The following is a 15480-nucleotide window of genomic DNA, read 5'->3' as shown; positions in this document are numbered from 1 at the left end:
CCCAAAGCGCTTGCTCCGGCTTCTTTATCGTCGATTGCGAGCCGCGGCCCATCCTTGTTTGCCTGAACCAAAACCCGGTTATACGTCTTCGTGACGATTTCCACCGGTGCCCCTTTCGATTCCCCGTGTGACGGGACAGAAAACAGAGAAAATGGAGTGACGAGGATTAAAAGTTTTAGTTTTAGTGTTCTCATTTGTTATCGCCCAGTTTTTTATAGGTGCGTGATGAAAAGCATCATCGCAGGACGGCAGAGCTGTTCCTCCCGATCGTTTCGCCAAGAAGCGAAGCCGTGGTGTTCCAGTTTAGTACATTGCTTCAACGAATGGAATGCCGCTTTGGATTGCGAGCCCGATAATTCCCTAAAAATCAGGGGAAAAAAGAAGATAAATGATGCAAATATAGCCAATGAGACAATATAGGAAGCTGGAGAGTATAGTGATAGCATTAATGCCATTTTCATAAAATCACTGTCAACGTCAAAAACCCGATCAATTGTGTTTAAGTCTTTTGTTGGGTTATTAGCAGCAGAATCTTATCACCCGATACGCTGGTGACTACTGGACTAAAGTACACCTGAGTAACAGCTGGGCTATCTGATGCAGAAGATGGGGTATAAAAAGGCAGAGAAAAGAGGTATTACGGCGCGCGCAACCCTGACGTAATCAGGAAGTTATTTTAAAAGTATAACCTCCTGTTTTTATTGGCGCCCTGAACACGAATCGAACGTGTGACCTACCCCTTAGGAGGGGGTCGCTCTATCCACTGAGCTACCAGGGCGGTAACCGCGCATTTTACGCTAATATTCGGGTATGGAAAAACCTGATCAGATAGCGCTGCCCCAGCAACCTGTCCCCCGGAAAAAACTGCCCCCCACCGTGATCGTTCTCGGCCTGGTGAGTTTCTTCAACGATTTTGCTTCGGATATCGTCGTTCCACTCATTCCGATCCTGCTGGCGACGGTGCTGGCAGCGGGACCGATAGCGCTGGGATTGATCGAGGGTGTTGCGGATGCGGTGGCAAGTCTGCTCAAGCTGTGGGCGGGACGGCACTCGGATATCATGAGGGAACGGCGCAAGGGGCTTGCGGTCGCAGGATATACGCTTTCGAACATTACCCGCCCAATGCTCGGGCTGGCGGGCTCCTGGCTCGTGATTCTGGTATTGCGCAGCATCGACCGGGCAGGCAAGGGTTTGCGCAGCGCGCCGCGTGATGCGCTGGTTGCGGACGCGACGCCGCCGGGAATGCACGGCTACGCCTTCGGCTATCATCGCGCCATGGATAACGGCGGCGCCGTTGCAGGCAGCCTGGTGGCGGCGGCAGTGCTGGCATGGTCCGGCTTGAGCCTCACGGAAGTGATCCTCTGGTCCGCGGTTCCAGGCGTCATCGCCGTGCTGCTGCTCGGAGTCGGAGTGAAGGAGGATAAGGAGGATGCTGCCGGTCATCGTCCAGTTCCTCCCGAACTTCCCCCTTTGCGCTGGTCGCTCTTATCCCTCCCCATGCGGCGCTATCTTCTGGTGCTGATGCTGTTTACGTTTGCCCGCGCGTCGGAAACCTTCATCCTGCTGCTGGGACATCAGTTAGGGGTTGGAACCGTGGAATTACTGCTGCTGTGGGCGGCGCTGAGTCTCTGCAAAGCCGCGACCTCCATCTGGGGGGGGCAACTGGCGGACAGTCTGGGACGCGGGACGTTGATGCTGATAGGCTGGTCCACGTTTTCGCTTTCGTTCCTGATGCTGGGGCAGGTAGCGGGGAGTAGCGGATTATGGGCGGTAAGCATTTTTTACGGTTTATGCGCCGGCATGAGCGAGGGGGCGGAGCGCGCCATCATCAGCGATTACGCGCTGCCACGGGAACGGGGAACAGCTTTTGGCTGGTATCACCTGATGGTGGGGCTCGCGGCAATTCCCGCGGGGCTGCTGTTCGGATCGCTCTGGCAGTTTCAGAGTGCAGCCACGGCATTCTTTTTCGCGGGAGGACTGGCAGCGATAGCAGCGGTGCTGTTGCGGATGTGGGCGTTGCCGGTAAGAAAATTGAATCCGAACTGAAGGGTGAGCTTCGGAGAAGCTCTCAAGGCATCGAACAAGTGAGCCATACGTTTCATCAGTAGCCTGCGCTTTGCTCTACTCACCATACGTTTATTTGCTTTTCGAATAGAAGTTGTGTTGTCCTGAGCACAGTCGATTCCTTTGAAAAGTCCTACTATGCCTCCATTCGACCTTCGACAGGCATGCCCGCAGTCTGTTCGTCCCCTTTGACGGCTTGGTGGCGGCTTGTCCTGAACCGTTCGCTCCCCTTCGACAGTTTCAGGGCGAACGGGAGGCGAAGAATTCAGGATTCAAGTGCTCAAGACCTGCAGGAAGAAGAGGTGAGTACAATGCAAAGGGGTGCGCACAGTGCTGCTTACCCTTCTATAATTAATCCATTGCACTTAACATTGCCCTTATTGCAATGATGTGGAAACTGAGAGGCTTTCGCCAGATTTCGCTTTGCTCCATGCTCTAAAAAATTGGAGATACTCATGAAAACAGGGAAAATAGTTGCGGCGCTCACGGCGCTGGCCTTGGTTTTTTTGAGTCATATGGCAAATGCGGAGCCATCCGCTCCACTGAAAGCGGAGCAGCCCGCGCCGGATTTCAATCTGCCCGCGGTCAGGGATTTCCGTTTTCCCGGAAAAGACTGAGGGAGGATTTGCACCTTCGTTCGAGTCTGGACGCTGGTTTCCCCTGCCTTGCATGCAATTGCATTGTAAATTCGCTTGAGCAGGATATCTGTTTTCCTCTTTCCTGAGGGTTTGTCAGCCGGCAATCCCGAGCATAAAGGAATTTATCATGGCACAATTTACTGAAGAGCAATTGGCGCAGTTGAAGGAAGTTCTGCAACAACGCTACCTGCAACTGCGGGAAGAGGTCCGGGACGAACTGGAGAGTTCGGGCGATCAGCACTATGCCGATCTGGCAGGCAGTGTCGCTGATCCGGGGGATGCTTCTGTAGCGGATATGCTGGTGGACGTGGGGGCCAACCTCGTGGATCGCCAGGTGAACGAGATGCGCGAGGTGGAAGCGGCGCTAAAACGCCTGGCGGACCTGGATTACGGCGATTGTATCGACTGTGGCGGCGAAATAGGGTTCGACCGGCTCATGGTTTATCCCACTGCGCAACGTTGCGTACGCTGTCAGGAAGTGCATGAAAAGACTTACATGCACGAGAACAAACCTACCCTTTAAGCAGATCGTGTTAAGCAGCGCCCGGATATTTCACGGGGTTGCCGGCTGACTGTCCGAGAATATCCTGAGCAGCACGAGGACGGCGCCGCTGCCGCCCTCCGCCGGCCTCGCCTGGCAGAAAGCCAGCACATCCTCCCGTTGGAAGAGCCAGCCGCCAATCCGGGTTTTCAGAACGGGCTCCCGATTCTGCGATCCGAATCCCTTGCCGTGTATCACTCGCACGCAACGCTTCCCACTTTCGCCGCTCGCATCCAGGAACACCCCCAGCGCGAGCCGTGCTTCCTCCCGCGTAAGCCCGTGCAGGTCAAGCTGGGCCTCAATTTTCCAATAGCCTCGCCGCAGCCGGCGCAAGGTCTGGCGCGAGACCCCGGGGCGCAAAAAAGCCCACTCATCGCCAGGCTCCAGGGGGTGGCCATCGTCCGACAGGGCATCATGGACAGCAGGGCGTGCAGGTTGAAACTGAAGGGGGACAGGTGGCGGATGGCTGGCCGAAAGGATGACCTTATCGGTTGGGGCGAGGGGGGCGACGTCACGCATGGCAGCACGAAACACGGCAGCATCATTATCCCCGATGGATGCGCCGGTTCCCTCGCGTTTATCGCTCCCGGCAGCAGTTTCTGTGCGTGTGGTGGTATGGATGCCGGGCTTTCCTTCCCGTCTTCTCATCTCGGTCCCCGAGCAACTCCCTTCGGCCAATTCCCCTCGGGCCGTGGATAACGTGGATATCGACCGGGCTTGAAGGCTTGAAGGGGGGCGTGAATTGGCAAATTACGCATTGGCAAATTACGCGGAAGTCCTGTTCTGGTTGCCGCTCCCCGCCTCAGACCAGGACATCCAGATACTTTTCGGCATCCAGCGCAGCCATGCACCCGGTTCCCGCGCTGGTTACTGCCTGCCGGTAGATGTGATCCTGTACATCGCCCGCCGCAAAAACGCCGGGAATGCTGGTGGCCGTGGCATTGCCATGGATTCCCGCCTGCGTCATGATGTAACCGTTTTCCATTTTTAGCTGGCCCTGAAAAATATCGGTGTTCGGCTTATGGCCAATCGCGATGAACACCCCCTGCAAATCGATCGTTTTGGTCGAATCATCCAGAACGTTCTTTATGCGCATTCCGGTAACACCGCTCTCGTCGCCAAGCACTTCATCGAGCACGTAATGAAGCTCCAGCTTGATGTTGCCGTTTTTTACCTTGTCCATCAGCTTGTCTATCATGATTTTTTCTGAACGGAATTTATCGCGACGGTGAACGACAGTGACGCTGCGGGCAATATTGGAAAGATAAAGCGCCTCTTCTACCGCTGTGTTGCCGCCCCCTATCACGGCCACGTCCTGTCCCTTGTAGAAAAAGCCGTCGCAAGTGGCGCAGGCCGAAACTCCCTTGCCCATGTACGCTTCCTCCGAAGGCATTCCCAGATAGCGCGCAGAGGCGCCGGTTGCGATAATCAGGGCATCGCACGTATAAGTACCCTGATCACCGATCAGCGTAAAAGGTTTTTCCGAGAGCCGCGCTGTATGAATGTGATCGAAAATGATCTCGGTATCGAAACGTTCCGCATGCTTCTGAAAACGTTCCATCAGTTCCGGGCCTTGCACGCCCATCGCATCCGCAGGCCAATTGTCCACCTCGGTTGTGGTCATGAGCTGGCCTCCCTGTGCCAGGCCGGTGACGAGCATGGGTTTGAGGTTGGCCCGGGCGGCATAGACCGCAGCGGTATAACCGGCAGGACCGGAACCGAGGATGAGAAGGCGTGCGTGTTTACTAGTCATTCCTGATCGATATCTATTGAGGTTATTGGAGAGGACTTGCTTATAGGTGCTGCTCGACCCAGCTGGCGACACTTTCCAGGGCAGCGGGCAGACTATCGGGCACCGTTCCGCCTGCCTGCGCCAGGTCGGCGCGGCCGCCTCCTTTGCCGCCCACCTGCTGAGCTACAAAATTGACGAGATCGCCCGCCTTGAGCCTTGCCGTCAGATCGCTGGTCACCCCCGCGATCAGCTTGACCTTGCCATCTTCAACGGCAGCCAGCACTGTCACGCAGGATTTGAATTTATTCTTGAACTTGTCCACCGCTTCACGCAGGGTTTTCGGGTCCGCCTCTTCAAGACACACCGCCAGTACTTTGACGCCTTTTATCTCTCGCACCCGGTCAGCAAAGTCATCGCCTTGTGAACTGGCCAGTTTCGATTTCATGCGCCCCAGCTCCCTTTCCAGATGTTTCACGTTATCGAGAATCTGGGTAATGCGCGCAGCAGCGTCCTGCGGTTGCGCTTTCACCGCCGCGGCCACGCGCTGCAATTGCAGTTCCTGCTCCTGAATGTAAGTAAGCGCCCGCTCTCCGGTCACTGCTTCCACACGCCGCACTCCGGCGGCCACCCCGGATTCTGCCACGATCTTGAAGAGACCGATGTCGCCCGTGCGCTTGACATGAGTGCCGCCGCACAATTCGCGTGAAGTACCGATATCCAGTACGCGCACTTCGTCGCTATATTTCTCGCCGAACAGCATCATGGCGCCCGATTTCTTTGCATCCTCGATTGCCATCATGCGCGCTTCGGTCGCCGCATTGGCGAGAATTTCGGCATTCACCAGCATTTCCACCTTGCGGATTTCCGCGTCCGTCACGGGCTGGTTATGCGCAAAATCAAAGCGCGTTTTATTCGCATCCACCAAGGACCCTTTTTGCTGGACATGGTGACCCAATACTTCGCGCAGCGCCTTGTGCATAAGATGAGTGACCGAATGATTGCGCTCCGTTCGCGCCCGCGCGGCGCGATCGACTTCCGCCAGCACGGCGTCGCCTGTTGCCAGCCGTCCGCTGCGCAGCAATCCCTTATGACCGAACACGTCCGCCTGGATTTTCTGAGTGTCGGCAACGGCAAAGGTGCCGTTGGCAGCGAGCAGTTCACCGCTGTCCCCTACCTGGCCGCCAGACTCGGCATAGAAAGGGGTTTTATCAAGCACGATTACCGCCTCATCGCCCGCCTCGATAAACTCGACCCGGCTGCCCTCCTTATAGATAGCAAGAACCTGTCCTTCCTGTCGGAGGCTTTCGTATCCATGGAACGTCGTCGAAGGACCACTATAAGCAATGGCTTCCTGCATGATGAACTTGCTGGTGGTGCGTGCGCGCTCGCGCTGCTGCTCCATTGCCTGGTCAAACCCGGCCTCGTCTATGGCAATCCCGCGTTCCCGCGCAATGTCGGCGGTAAGGTCCAACGGAAAGCCGAAGGTATCGTAGAGACGGAACAGGGTTTCGCCATCCAGCATCCGGTCGCCACGCCGCAGCGCAGCTTCCAGCACCTGCATGCCGTTTTCCAGAGTTTCGGCAAAGCGCTCCTCTTCCTGCTTCAGTACCGCCGACACCCGCGTCTTTGCCTCCATCAGTTCCGGATAGGCCTGTCCCATGACGCTTGCCAGATCTTCCACCAGCTGATGGAAGAAAGGCTGTTTTTGTCCGAGCTTGTAACCATGGCGAATGGCGCGCCGGATAATGCGCCGCAGGACATAACCGCGACCTTCATTGCCCGGAATCACGCCATCGGCAATGAGAAAAGAACAGGCCCGGATATGGTCGGCAATGACATTGAGCGAACTGCTGGACAGATCGGTTGTATTGGTCGCTCGTGCCGCAGCCTTGATCAATTGCTGAAACAGGTCGATTTCGTAGTTGCTGTGAACCTGTTGCATCACGGCGGAGATACGCTCCAGGCCCATGCCGGTATCGACCGAGGGGCGCGGCAGCGGGTGCAAGGTGCCCGCACTGTCGCGGTTATATTGCATGAACACCAGATTCCAGATTTCCACGTAGCGGTCGCCGTCGGCATTCGGTGTTCCTGGCGGCCCGCCGGGGATTTCCGGACCATGGTCGTAAAAAATCTCGGAACAGGGGCCGCAGGGGCCGGTGTCACCCATCTGCCAAAAGTTGTCCTGAGTAGCGATGCGGGTAAAACGGGAAGAATCGATGCCCACCTCGTTCAGCCAGATATCGGCGGCCTCGTCATCCTCGGCATAAACCGTAATCCATAATCGCTCCCGGGGAATTTTCAGGATATCGGTGAGAAATTCCCAGGCGAACCTGATGGCGTTGCGCTTGAAGTAGTCGCCAAAGCTGAAGTTGCCCAGCATTTCGAAGAATGTGTGATGACGGGCGGTATAACCCACATTCTCCAGGTCGTTGTGCTTGCCGCCCGCGCGCACGCAGCGCTGCGCACTTGCCGCGCGCACGTAGGGACGTTTGTCCTGGCCGAGAAACACATCCTTGAACTGTACCATGCCGGCATTGGTGAACAGCAATGTCGGATCATTGCCAGGCACGAGGGGGCTGGACGGGACGATCGTATGACCGTGTGTCTCAAAGAATTCAAGAAATTTTTGGCGTACTTCGCTGCTTTTCATCTCGCTTCATTTAATCAGACGGGGCAGATTGCTTGCTGCCTGGCTTACTGTCCGGTTTATCCAATCCTTGATGGCCCATTCTTGCCTCTCTATTTCCGTTATCGTCGTTCCCAGAGGTTCGCCGTTTATGATTGCGAGATTTTGGACCTTCACCTTGACGCTCAGTTCTTGACCGCTTTTCGGCAAATCGTGATCAGTGAGGATAGCGATCTCCCCGCTTTCGTCTTTCAATATAAAAGACTTCATATCGATCAGCGGGATCCGCGTCAACTCCGTTACCACGCCATGAAACACGACCTCCTTCCCGTCAAAATTTGCAGGGGAGGTATTGACTTCGTTGATGGGTGTCGCGCGAAGACGGTCACAACTGCCCAGCAAAATCCCGAGAGCGGCCACGAGGAACACAGCTTGTAGAAATTGGGCCGTGCGCCGGGACAAACGAGACAAGTGATTTTTCAACCTTCTTCCTTATCGGGGTGTTGCAACACGCGGCGCACCACTTCCGGCCTGAATCCGCGCCCCAACAGAAACCGTGTCTGCCTGCCGAAGGCTTTCGCATCCGCAGGGATTGCGCCGAACTTTTTCCGCCATACTTCGTACGCGCTGCGCTGCTCGGCTTCCCTGAGATCAGGCAGGACCGCGGTGATCAAATTCTCTTCGATGCCTTTTTCGCGCAACTCCTGCAGGATTCGCAAACTGCCGAACCTGGCCTTGCGCATGTGCATTATCTGCTCGACCAGACGAGCCGCCGACAGAAATCCGCGCTGCTCGAGCCCATCCAGCACCGAGGAAAGTTCCTCCGGAGTTTCGGCATGAGGCGCAAGCTTTTTTTCCAGTTCCAGCCGGGAATGCTCACGCTTGGCCAGATAACCCAACGCCCGGGTTTTGAGACTCGGCGCGCGCGTCATGGCATCCTAGGAATCTACCTTCGGGATCTAGAAAGCGACGCCGCCACGTTTCCGCCGCTTGGCGCGCTCATTCCACGGGGGCAGGTTCGGCCGGGTTGGAAACTCCGACAGCCGCCCGGATTTTCGACTCGATCTCCATGGCAATGTCGCGATGCTCTTTCAGATACTCGCGCACGTTATCCTTGCCCTGGCCTATCTTGTCTCCCTTGTAGGCGTACCAGGCGCCGGATTTGTCAATCAGCTTGTGCTGCACCCCCAGCTCGATGATTTCGCCCTCGCGCGAAATGCCTTCACCGTAGAGAATATCGAATTCTGCCTGCCTGAAGGGGGGTGCCACCTTGTTCTTGACCACCTTCACCCGGGTCTCGCTGCCAATCACCTCTTCGCCCTTCTTGATGGAACCGGTGCGGCGGATATCGAGACGCACGGATGCGTAGAATTTCAGCGCATTGCCTCCGGTCGTGGTTTCGGGGCTGCCGAACATGACGCCGATTTTCATGCGTATCTGATTGATGAAGATTACCATGGTATTGCTGCGCTTGATGTTGCCGGTGAGCTTGCGCAACGCTTGCGACATCAGCCGGGCGTGAAGACCCATTTGCGGCTCGCCCATCTCACCCTCGATTTCCGCCCGCGGGGTGAGGGCTGCGACGGAATCCACAACCACCACATCGATCGAGCCGGAGCGCACCAGCATGTCGGCTATTTCCAACGCCTGCTCACCGTTATCCGGTTGCGAGATCAGCAAGTCCTGAACATTGACACCAAGTTTTTGCGCGTATTGCGAATCCAGTGCGTGTTCCGCATCGATGAATGCCGCCGTGCCGCCCATTCTTTGCATCTCCGCGATCACTTGCAGGGTGAGTGTCGTCTTGCCCGAGGATTCCGGCCCATAGATTTCCACAATCCGCCCGCGCGGCAGGCCACCCACTCCGAGCGCAATATCCAGGCCCAGCGAACCGGTGGAGATGACCTGCACGTCCTTGCCGACATCGCTTGCCCCCAGCCGCATGATCGAACCCTTGCCGAACTGCTTTTCGATCTGGGAAAGCGCCGCCGCCAATGCCTTGCTTCTGTTTTCGTCCATGAAATTTTTTCCTTTGAAGATGGGTCAATTATCGCATACGTGACCCCCGCGGGAAAGCAGGGGAAAAATGACAACGTGTTCAGCGGAAACATGTTTATCCGTGCTGGAAACATTCTTCTGCTCTAATGAACATCGGGGATGTTCATGGCAGGATATAAGTATTGAAATACCGTTCGGCCCTGGATGGATCCAGCTTGCGCAGCGTCTTGTAGATCTCGCGTATCCTGTCGCGCTCATCCAGAATGGCATAGTCCACCCCAAGGTTGTACCACGCATCCGCATTCTCCGGCTGAAGCACCACTGTTTTCCGGTATGCCTCAACCGCCTCGCCGTGCAGTTTCAACTCGTCATAGGTCACTCCCAGTTGTACCAAGCCCTGAAATTTTTCGGATCAATCCGGAGGGCGTGCCGGTAGGCATGAATGGTGTGCGCATATTTTTTGAGGTGATGGTAAGTATTGCCCAGATCGTACCAGGCCTCGCCATTATCGGGATCCAGGCGAACCGCATCCTCGTAGGCCTGGCTTGCGTTCTCGTAGTCTTTGAGATGCGCGTAAGCCATCCCCAGTTTATGCCAGGCATCGGCATAGCCCGCATGGTGACGAATGGCTTCCCGGTATGCGTTAACCGCCTGGGAATATTGCTTGAGATTGCAGGAAGCAATCCCCACGTTAAACCAGGCAGCAGCATTCGACGGGTCGCGCCCGGTCTCCTGCTGCGAGAGCTTCAACAACCTGCGCCAGTCGGCCTTCTTTTCCAGCGCCAGCGTTTGATTGAGCCAGACGAGCCCATGCCCTGGGTCCGCTGACTTTGGGTCCATTGGCCGGGGGGCTTGTGTCATTTTCGGGAGACTGTCAAGCCAATCGGACGGCAATACGAAAGCAAGCGATTCACCTTCTACACGTTGGGGCGAGAGAATTCCGACCAGCTGGCCTTGTTCGTCGAATAGTCCCCCGCCGCTGAAACCCGGCAGGAGGGGTGCCGAAATTCTCATGTAGCGGGACCCTGCGTAGGGGCGCATTACCGCCACCACGCCTTCGGCCAGGATCGGGTCACGTCGGTGTTCCTCCTGCAATCCGGTGACTTTGCTCCCATCGCACATCGGGCAGATCCTGTCGCGCCCGTTCCTTCTTTCCTCGTTTCTGTTTCCTTTCAACCTGCCGCCGAGCCTTGCATGAGGCAGACCGATTGCATTTACCGGCTGTCCCACCCTGAGCTTTTCTGCGCCACCTAAAGCAAGCGACGGAGCGTGCATACCAGCAACACGGAGGCGACAAAGATTGAGATGTGTCTGCGATGGTGCCGGCTTGGCCTTGAATATCCTTCCCGCCCAGCCCACTCGTGCGCTTTCTGCCTGGCGGGCGACATCGCAAGTAGTGATCACTTGGTCTGCGCCCAGCGCCACGCCACTGCCCTGAACAGCCAGTTCACCCCGTGCATTCAACATATCAATCGACACGATGCTCCCCCTTTCCTCCGTAAAAACCTGCTCCGGAGTTTTCGCGCTGGCTCCTGGCAAGAGCGGCAAAAACAAGGCCGACGCAAACACCAACAGCGCGAGGGAAGAAATCGCGGTCATGTTCGTATTCTTCTCTTATTCGGAAGGGGCATCGGCAGATCATAGTACATGGTATGTCGACAGACTGTCGAAACCCCATGAACGATGTGCGCAACGAAACAGCCGGCGTGTAAAATAGCGGCTATTTCTCACCGCAAAATCCACAGAATTGAATGAAAATCAACGAGGACTCTAACGATACCAACGATACCCCACTGCCCGTCTACTCCGGGAGATCAAGAAAGATCCAGCCGCTGGCATATTTCATATTTACCACACGCTGGCTGCAATTGCCCCTGTACCTTGGGCTGATTCTTGCGCAATGCGTCTACGTTTATCACTTCTGGGTGGAATTACTTGACCTGATCGGAGCAGTGATGGGTAACAAGGAGGCGCTGGAGCACACCCTGGATGCGGTTTCGATCGAGGGCGCCGCTCCACCCAAGAAGATCGGGGAAACGACGATCATGCTGGTCGTACTGGGTCTGATCGACGTGGTGATGATCTCCAACCTGCTCATCATGGTAATCATCGGAGGCTATGAGACTTTTGTCTCCCGCATGAATCTGGAAGGACACCCCGATCAGCCGGAATGGTTATCACATGTCAACGCAACGGTGCTGAAAGTCAAGCTTTCCACCGCTATTATCGGCATTTCTTCCATTCATCTGCTGAAGACATTCATCAACGCCAATGCATATGATGAGAAAACGATCCTGGCCCAGACCGGAATCCACATAGTTTTCCTGTTGTCCGCAATCGCAATTGCCTATAGTGACCGGCTGATGTCCCGTCCTGGCGGGCACGAGAGCGATCATTGAGCAACGGGGAGTTATGCGACGGCGGGCGGGATACTGTGTAGCAGATCGATCAGGCCTTGCAGCGCTCCCGATACGGATTGGCGCCTTATCTCCTCGCGGCTGCCGCTGAAATATCGGGTTTCGGCAAGCGCCATTCCCTCTTTCATTATCCAGGCAAAGCATACCATTCCGACCGGCTTTTCCTCGGTGCCGCCCTCCGGTCCGGCAATACCGGTTACTGATACCGCCACTTGGGCATGGCTGCGTGCAATCGCCCCCGCGGCCATTTCGGAGGCTGTCTGTTCCGATACCGAACCATACTGCTCGAGGGTCGCGTTACTCACGCCCAGCATTTCCTGTTTCGAAGCCGTAGCATAGGTAATGAAGCCGCGCTCATACCAGCCGGAACTCCCGGCGACTGAAGTAACGACCTGTCCCAGCCACCCCCCCGTACAGGATTCAGCCGTGACGAGCGTCAATTCCTGCTGGGCAAGCGCTGTTCCAACCCGCATCGCCAGGTCCTGAAGCATCATATCATCCATGTCGGTTGCTCCTCCTGATATCCATACTTGCTGGAAAAATGCCCGCTTCTGCGGCGGCCTATTAAAGCATGTTGGCTACCCGGTCACATAAGCCTTCCAGAAGGCCAGACACAAAAGCGTGAAGAAAGCTGCCAGCAGGTCGTCGAACATCACGCCGAATCCGCCACGCAGCTTTTTTTCGTAGTAACGGATAGGCGCCGGTTTGATTATATCGAACAAACGAAACAGCAGAAATGCGAATGCCTGCCACATCAGGCCCTTGGGTGTAAAGAACAGCACCAGCAGGAAAGCAGTGACCTCGTCCCAGACGATGCCGCCGTGGTCGGTATTCCTCAATGCCCGTCCTGTCACTTCGCAAGCCCAGATGCCGATACCGAACGCGGCAACAAGAAACAGGAGAAAACCGGGGGGATCGAAAATATATTCGAGTACCCAGAACAGGGGGAACGCGACCAGGGTAGCGGCTGTGCCGGGTGCCACGGGACTCAATCCGACGCCTCCGGCGAAGGCGATGAAATGTGCCACGCTGCCGCGAATGAATGTCTTGTCAGGTATGGGGCGTTCGATCCAGGGGGAAGGCAGGAGCGGAAGAGCCTCTCGTCGGGCTTCATCCCCCTTGTCGACGGAAGGCGGGAGCGTGGATTCCACCTCGAGAGGCCTGCGATCAGGCGAATTATCGCTCCGGTTGTCAGACTTGGAAATGGTCATAACCTTTGACCCTCGTAGTGACTGTTCTGCCTGCGGAATCGAGCACGACCAAGCCTGCCCCCTCCTCGATGCTGCCAATACGTGTTAACGGAATACCTTCCTCGCGCGAAAGCAGTTCCACCTTTATTCGCTCCGACTTCGGCACGGTAAAGCACAACTCATAATCGTCTCCCCCCGCAAGCAGGCATTCTATCGCAAGGGGGTGAGGAAAATGTTTCTCCATCGCTGCCGACCGGAGTATCCGATCGATTCTGACAACAGCCGCCACTCTTGAACACTCCAGAATATGTCCGAGGTCGGCCAGCAGACCGTCTGAAATATCGATGGCGCTATGGGCAAGGCCGATCAGACGCTGCCCCAGTTCCACACGGGGAATGGGCATCTCAAGCGCGGCCATAAGGAATTCCAACTCCGCAGCTTCCAATTCTGCGGCTTCCACTTCGCCCGGTTTCGGCATGATCTTTTTTTTTTGGTAAGCAAGCGCGAGAGCCGCATCCCCGAGGTAGCCCGAAACCCAGATATCATCCCCCGCCCTGGCGCCGCTGCGGCGCAAGGCTTTTCCTTCCGGCGCTTCGCCAATGATCGTCACGCAGATATTCAGGGGACCATTGGTGGTATCGCCGCCGATCAGATCAACCCGATGGACATGCGCAAGCGCAAAAAATCCGTCAGCAAACGCTCGCAGCCATGACTCATCCTTTTGTACTACTGATTCTGGCAGCGCCAGCGAAAGGGTTGCCCAACGGGGACGGGCACCCATTGCCGCCATATCGGAAAGATTCACTGCCAGAGATTTGTGGCCGAGCTTGTACGGATCCACATCTTCGAAAAAATGACGCCCGGAAACCAGCATGTCGCTCGAGATTGCCAGTTCCATCCCGGGTGCAGGCCGGATGAGCGCCGCATCGTCCCCTATACCCAACACTGTAGCCGGAGCGGAGCGGGTGAAAAAAGACCGGATGATGTCAAATTCCGACAGCACTTTACTTCCACCTACAAGATCCATTCATGCCGTCACTTCACGCCAGAAGCAGCGGAAATGGCTGGCGGCCCTGACACCCCCGCGGTCAAATCTTCGCCCCGATCTCGGCCGCCCTCAGCTTTACCGCCAATTTATCGAGCACGCCGTTGACATATTTATGGCCGTGCGTGCCGCCGTAGGCTTTGGCAAGTTCCACCGCTTCATTGATGACGGCCCGATACGGTATTTCCGGATGTCGCTCCAGCTCATAGGCACCAAGCAATAATATCGAAATCTCCACCGGGCTGAGTTCGTTGAACGGACGGTCGAGACAGGGCTGGATTTCCTTCTCGAGCTCAGGTGCTTGCATCAACACGCCATGGAGCAGGCGGGAGAAATATTCCTCGTCCGTTTTCGGGAACTCCTCCGTGTCCCGAAGCTGCGCTTCGATGGTACCGGCGCTTCCACCCGCTACGCACCACTGATACAACCCCTGCAATGCCAGTTCACGCGCCAGGCGCCGGCGGCTTTTTCGCGCAGTACCCCTTCCCTGTTTCTCCGCCCGTTTCTCCACTCGTTTCACTTCCCGCTTCCCACCTGATTCTGCATCGCGTTCTGCTTCTTTTTACCTGTCACACATTCGCTGATGGCGGCTTTATCCTGCCTTACTCTGCCACCCATTGCTCGAGTATTTCATTGCTCCATTTCATCGAGCGTTCTTTGCAGGTTGGCCATCTCAATCGCGACCCGCGCCGCTTCGGCACCCTTCTGGCTCATGCGCGCCAGCGCCTGGTCGTCGGTATTAGTCGTGAGTATGCCGTTGGCAATGGGAATGCCCGTATCCAGCTGCACGGTGGAAACCCCGTTGGTGGATTGCTCGGAAACGATTTCGAAATGGTATGTCTCTCCGCGTATGACTGCGCCCAGAGCGATCAGCGCATCGAACTGGTCGGTCAAGGCCATCTTTTGCAACGCCAAAGGGATTTCAAGCGCCCCGGGGACCGAAACCAGGACGACATTCCCTGCATCGACGCCCTGTTTCATCAATTCCTCCACGCACGCGCCCAGCAATCCCTCGCTTGCCTCGATATTAAAGCGGCTCATGACAATGCCAATGCTGAGATCCTCCCCGTTGAGATTAGGTTCGAGCTCAAGAATGTTTTCGTATCGTGCCATGTTCGCTCCTGTAACAAGATCTGGGTGCAAAGGTTGGAGAAACGTTCGAATATATCAGCCCGCCGCCTCTTATTCATTGGCGGATTGCAGGCTCAAATTGCGGGTTCAAAAAATTA

General features: G+C 56.2%; 17 protein-coding genes and 1 tRNA gene. 4 read left to right on the top strand and 14 right to left on the bottom strand.

Annotation, left to right across the window (positions count from 1 at the left end; all coding sequences use genetic code 11):
* Window positions 1-702 precede the first annotated feature (702 nt).
* A tRNA-Arg gene (locus NMUL_RS00135) sits at window positions 703-778 on the bottom strand.
* Between the two features lie 32 nt (window positions 779-810).
* Here NMUL_RS00135 and NMUL_RS00130 point away from each other — a divergent pair.
* The 3 genes from NMUL_RS00130 (at window position 811) to NMUL_RS00125 (ending at window position 3225) form a co-directional block, all read left to right on the top strand.
* Window positions 811-2046, top strand: coding sequence for an MFS transporter (locus NMUL_RS00130; protein ID WP_011379390.1), 1236 nt, complete (start codon window positions 811-813; stop codon window positions 2044-2046).
* 473 nt (window positions 2047-2519) lie between these two features.
* Entirely contained in the window at window positions 2520-2681 is a 162-nt protein-coding gene (locus NMUL_RS15860; RefSeq protein WP_167535539.1) for a hypothetical protein, read from the top strand.
* A 148-nt stretch (window positions 2682-2829) separates the two neighbouring features.
* Window positions 2830-3225 carry a TraR/DksA family transcriptional regulator gene (locus NMUL_RS00125; RefSeq protein ID WP_011379389.1) on the top strand — a complete coding sequence of 132 codons (396 nt, stop codon included), beginning with the start codon at window positions 2830-2832 and terminating at the stop codon, window positions 3223-3225.
* Window positions 3226-3255: 30 nt separating this feature from the next.
* Here NMUL_RS00125 and NMUL_RS00120 read toward each other — a convergent pair whose 3' ends face one another.
* The 8 genes from NMUL_RS00120 to NMUL_RS00085 all read right to left on the bottom strand — a co-directional run bounded on the left by NMUL_RS00120 (window position 3256) and on the right by NMUL_RS00085 (window position 11198).
* Window positions 3256-3891, bottom strand: a complete 636-nt coding sequence (locus tag NMUL_RS00120) for a Smr/MutS family protein (protein WP_011379388.1) — start codon at window positions 3889-3891, stop codon at window positions 3256-3258.
* Window positions 3892-4045: 154 nt separating this feature from the next.
* On the bottom strand, window positions 4046-4996 hold the full coding sequence (gene trxB / locus NMUL_RS00115; RefSeq protein WP_011379387.1) for a thioredoxin-disulfide reductase: 951 nt from the start codon (window positions 4994-4996) through the stop codon (window positions 4046-4048).
* A gap of 40 nt (window positions 4997-5036) precedes the next feature.
* Entirely contained in the window at window positions 5037-7625 is a 2589-nt protein-coding gene (gene alaS, locus NMUL_RS00110) for an alanine--tRNA ligase (protein WP_011379386.1), read from the bottom strand.
* Between the two features lie 6 nt (window positions 7626-7631).
* A complete protein-coding gene (locus tag NMUL_RS00105; protein ID WP_181020110.1) occupies window positions 7632-8072 on the bottom strand; it encodes a hypothetical protein in 441 nt (146 codons plus the stop codon).
* Between the two features lie 8 nt (window positions 8073-8080).
* Window positions 8081-8533, bottom strand: coding sequence for a recombination regulator RecX (recX, locus tag NMUL_RS00100; protein ID WP_011379384.1), 453 nt, complete (start codon window positions 8531-8533; stop codon window positions 8081-8083).
* A gap of 67 nt (window positions 8534-8600) precedes the next feature.
* Window positions 8601-9620 (bottom strand): recombinase RecA, encoded by a 1020-nt coding sequence (gene recA / locus NMUL_RS00095; protein WP_011379383.1) that lies wholly within the window; start codon window positions 9618-9620, stop codon window positions 8601-8603.
* 142 nt (window positions 9621-9762) lie between these two features.
* Window positions 9763-9993: a tetratricopeptide repeat protein gene (locus NMUL_RS00090; RefSeq protein ID WP_041352295.1), complete on the bottom strand. Its 231-nt coding sequence runs from the start codon at window positions 9991-9993 to the stop codon at window positions 9763-9765.
* The gene (locus NMUL_RS00085; protein ID WP_011379381.1) at window positions 9975-11198 is read right to left on the bottom strand and encodes a tetratricopeptide repeat-containing S1 family peptidase; all 1224 of its coding nucleotides are present in this window, start codon (window positions 11196-11198) and stop codon (window positions 9975-9977) included. The genes NMUL_RS00090 and NMUL_RS00085 overlap by 19 nt, the downstream gene beginning before the upstream one ends.
* A gap of 152 nt (window positions 11199-11350) precedes the next feature.
* Between NMUL_RS00085 and NMUL_RS00080 the strand changes: the two genes are divergently transcribed.
* Entirely contained in the window at window positions 11351-11998 is a 648-nt protein-coding gene (locus tag NMUL_RS00080; RefSeq protein WP_011379380.1) for a TIGR00645 family protein, read from the top strand.
* Between the two features lie 11 nt (window positions 11999-12009).
* Here NMUL_RS00080 and NMUL_RS00075 read toward each other — a convergent pair whose 3' ends face one another.
* The 5 genes from NMUL_RS00075 to ribH all read right to left on the bottom strand — a co-directional run bounded on the left by NMUL_RS00075 (window position 12010) and on the right by ribH (window position 15364).
* Entirely contained in the window at window positions 12010-12519 is a 510-nt protein-coding gene (locus tag NMUL_RS00075) for a CinA family protein (protein WP_011379379.1), read from the bottom strand.
* 75 nt (window positions 12520-12594) lie between these two features.
* Window positions 12595-13227: a phosphatidylglycerophosphatase A family protein gene (locus NMUL_RS00070; protein ID WP_011379378.1), complete on the bottom strand. Its 633-nt coding sequence runs from the start codon at window positions 13225-13227 to the stop codon at window positions 12595-12597.
* Window positions 13208-14233, bottom strand: a complete 1026-nt coding sequence (gene thiL / locus NMUL_RS00065; RefSeq protein WP_011379377.1) for a thiamine-phosphate kinase — start codon at window positions 14231-14233, stop codon at window positions 13208-13210. The genes NMUL_RS00070 and thiL overlap by 20 nt, the downstream gene beginning before the upstream one ends.
* A gap of 61 nt (window positions 14234-14294) precedes the next feature.
* Window positions 14295-14771 (bottom strand): transcription antitermination factor NusB, encoded by a 477-nt coding sequence (gene nusB / locus NMUL_RS00060; RefSeq protein ID WP_011379376.1) that lies wholly within the window; start codon window positions 14769-14771, stop codon window positions 14295-14297.
* A gap of 110 nt (window positions 14772-14881) precedes the next feature.
* On the bottom strand, window positions 14882-15364 hold the full coding sequence (gene ribH / locus NMUL_RS00055) for a 6,7-dimethyl-8-ribityllumazine synthase (RefSeq protein ID WP_011379375.1): 483 nt from the start codon (window positions 15362-15364) through the stop codon (window positions 14882-14884).
* Window positions 15365-15480 lie beyond the last annotated feature (116 nt).

The sequence above is a fragment of the Nitrosospira multiformis ATCC 25196 genome, assembly GCF_000196355.1.
In the GTDB taxonomy this organism is placed as follows: domain Bacteria; phylum Pseudomonadota; class Gammaproteobacteria; order Burkholderiales; family Nitrosomonadaceae; genus Nitrosospira; species Nitrosospira multiformis.
The sequence above is the reverse complement of the archived record's forward strand: the minus strand, read 5'-3'. Positions and strand labels throughout refer to the sequence as shown.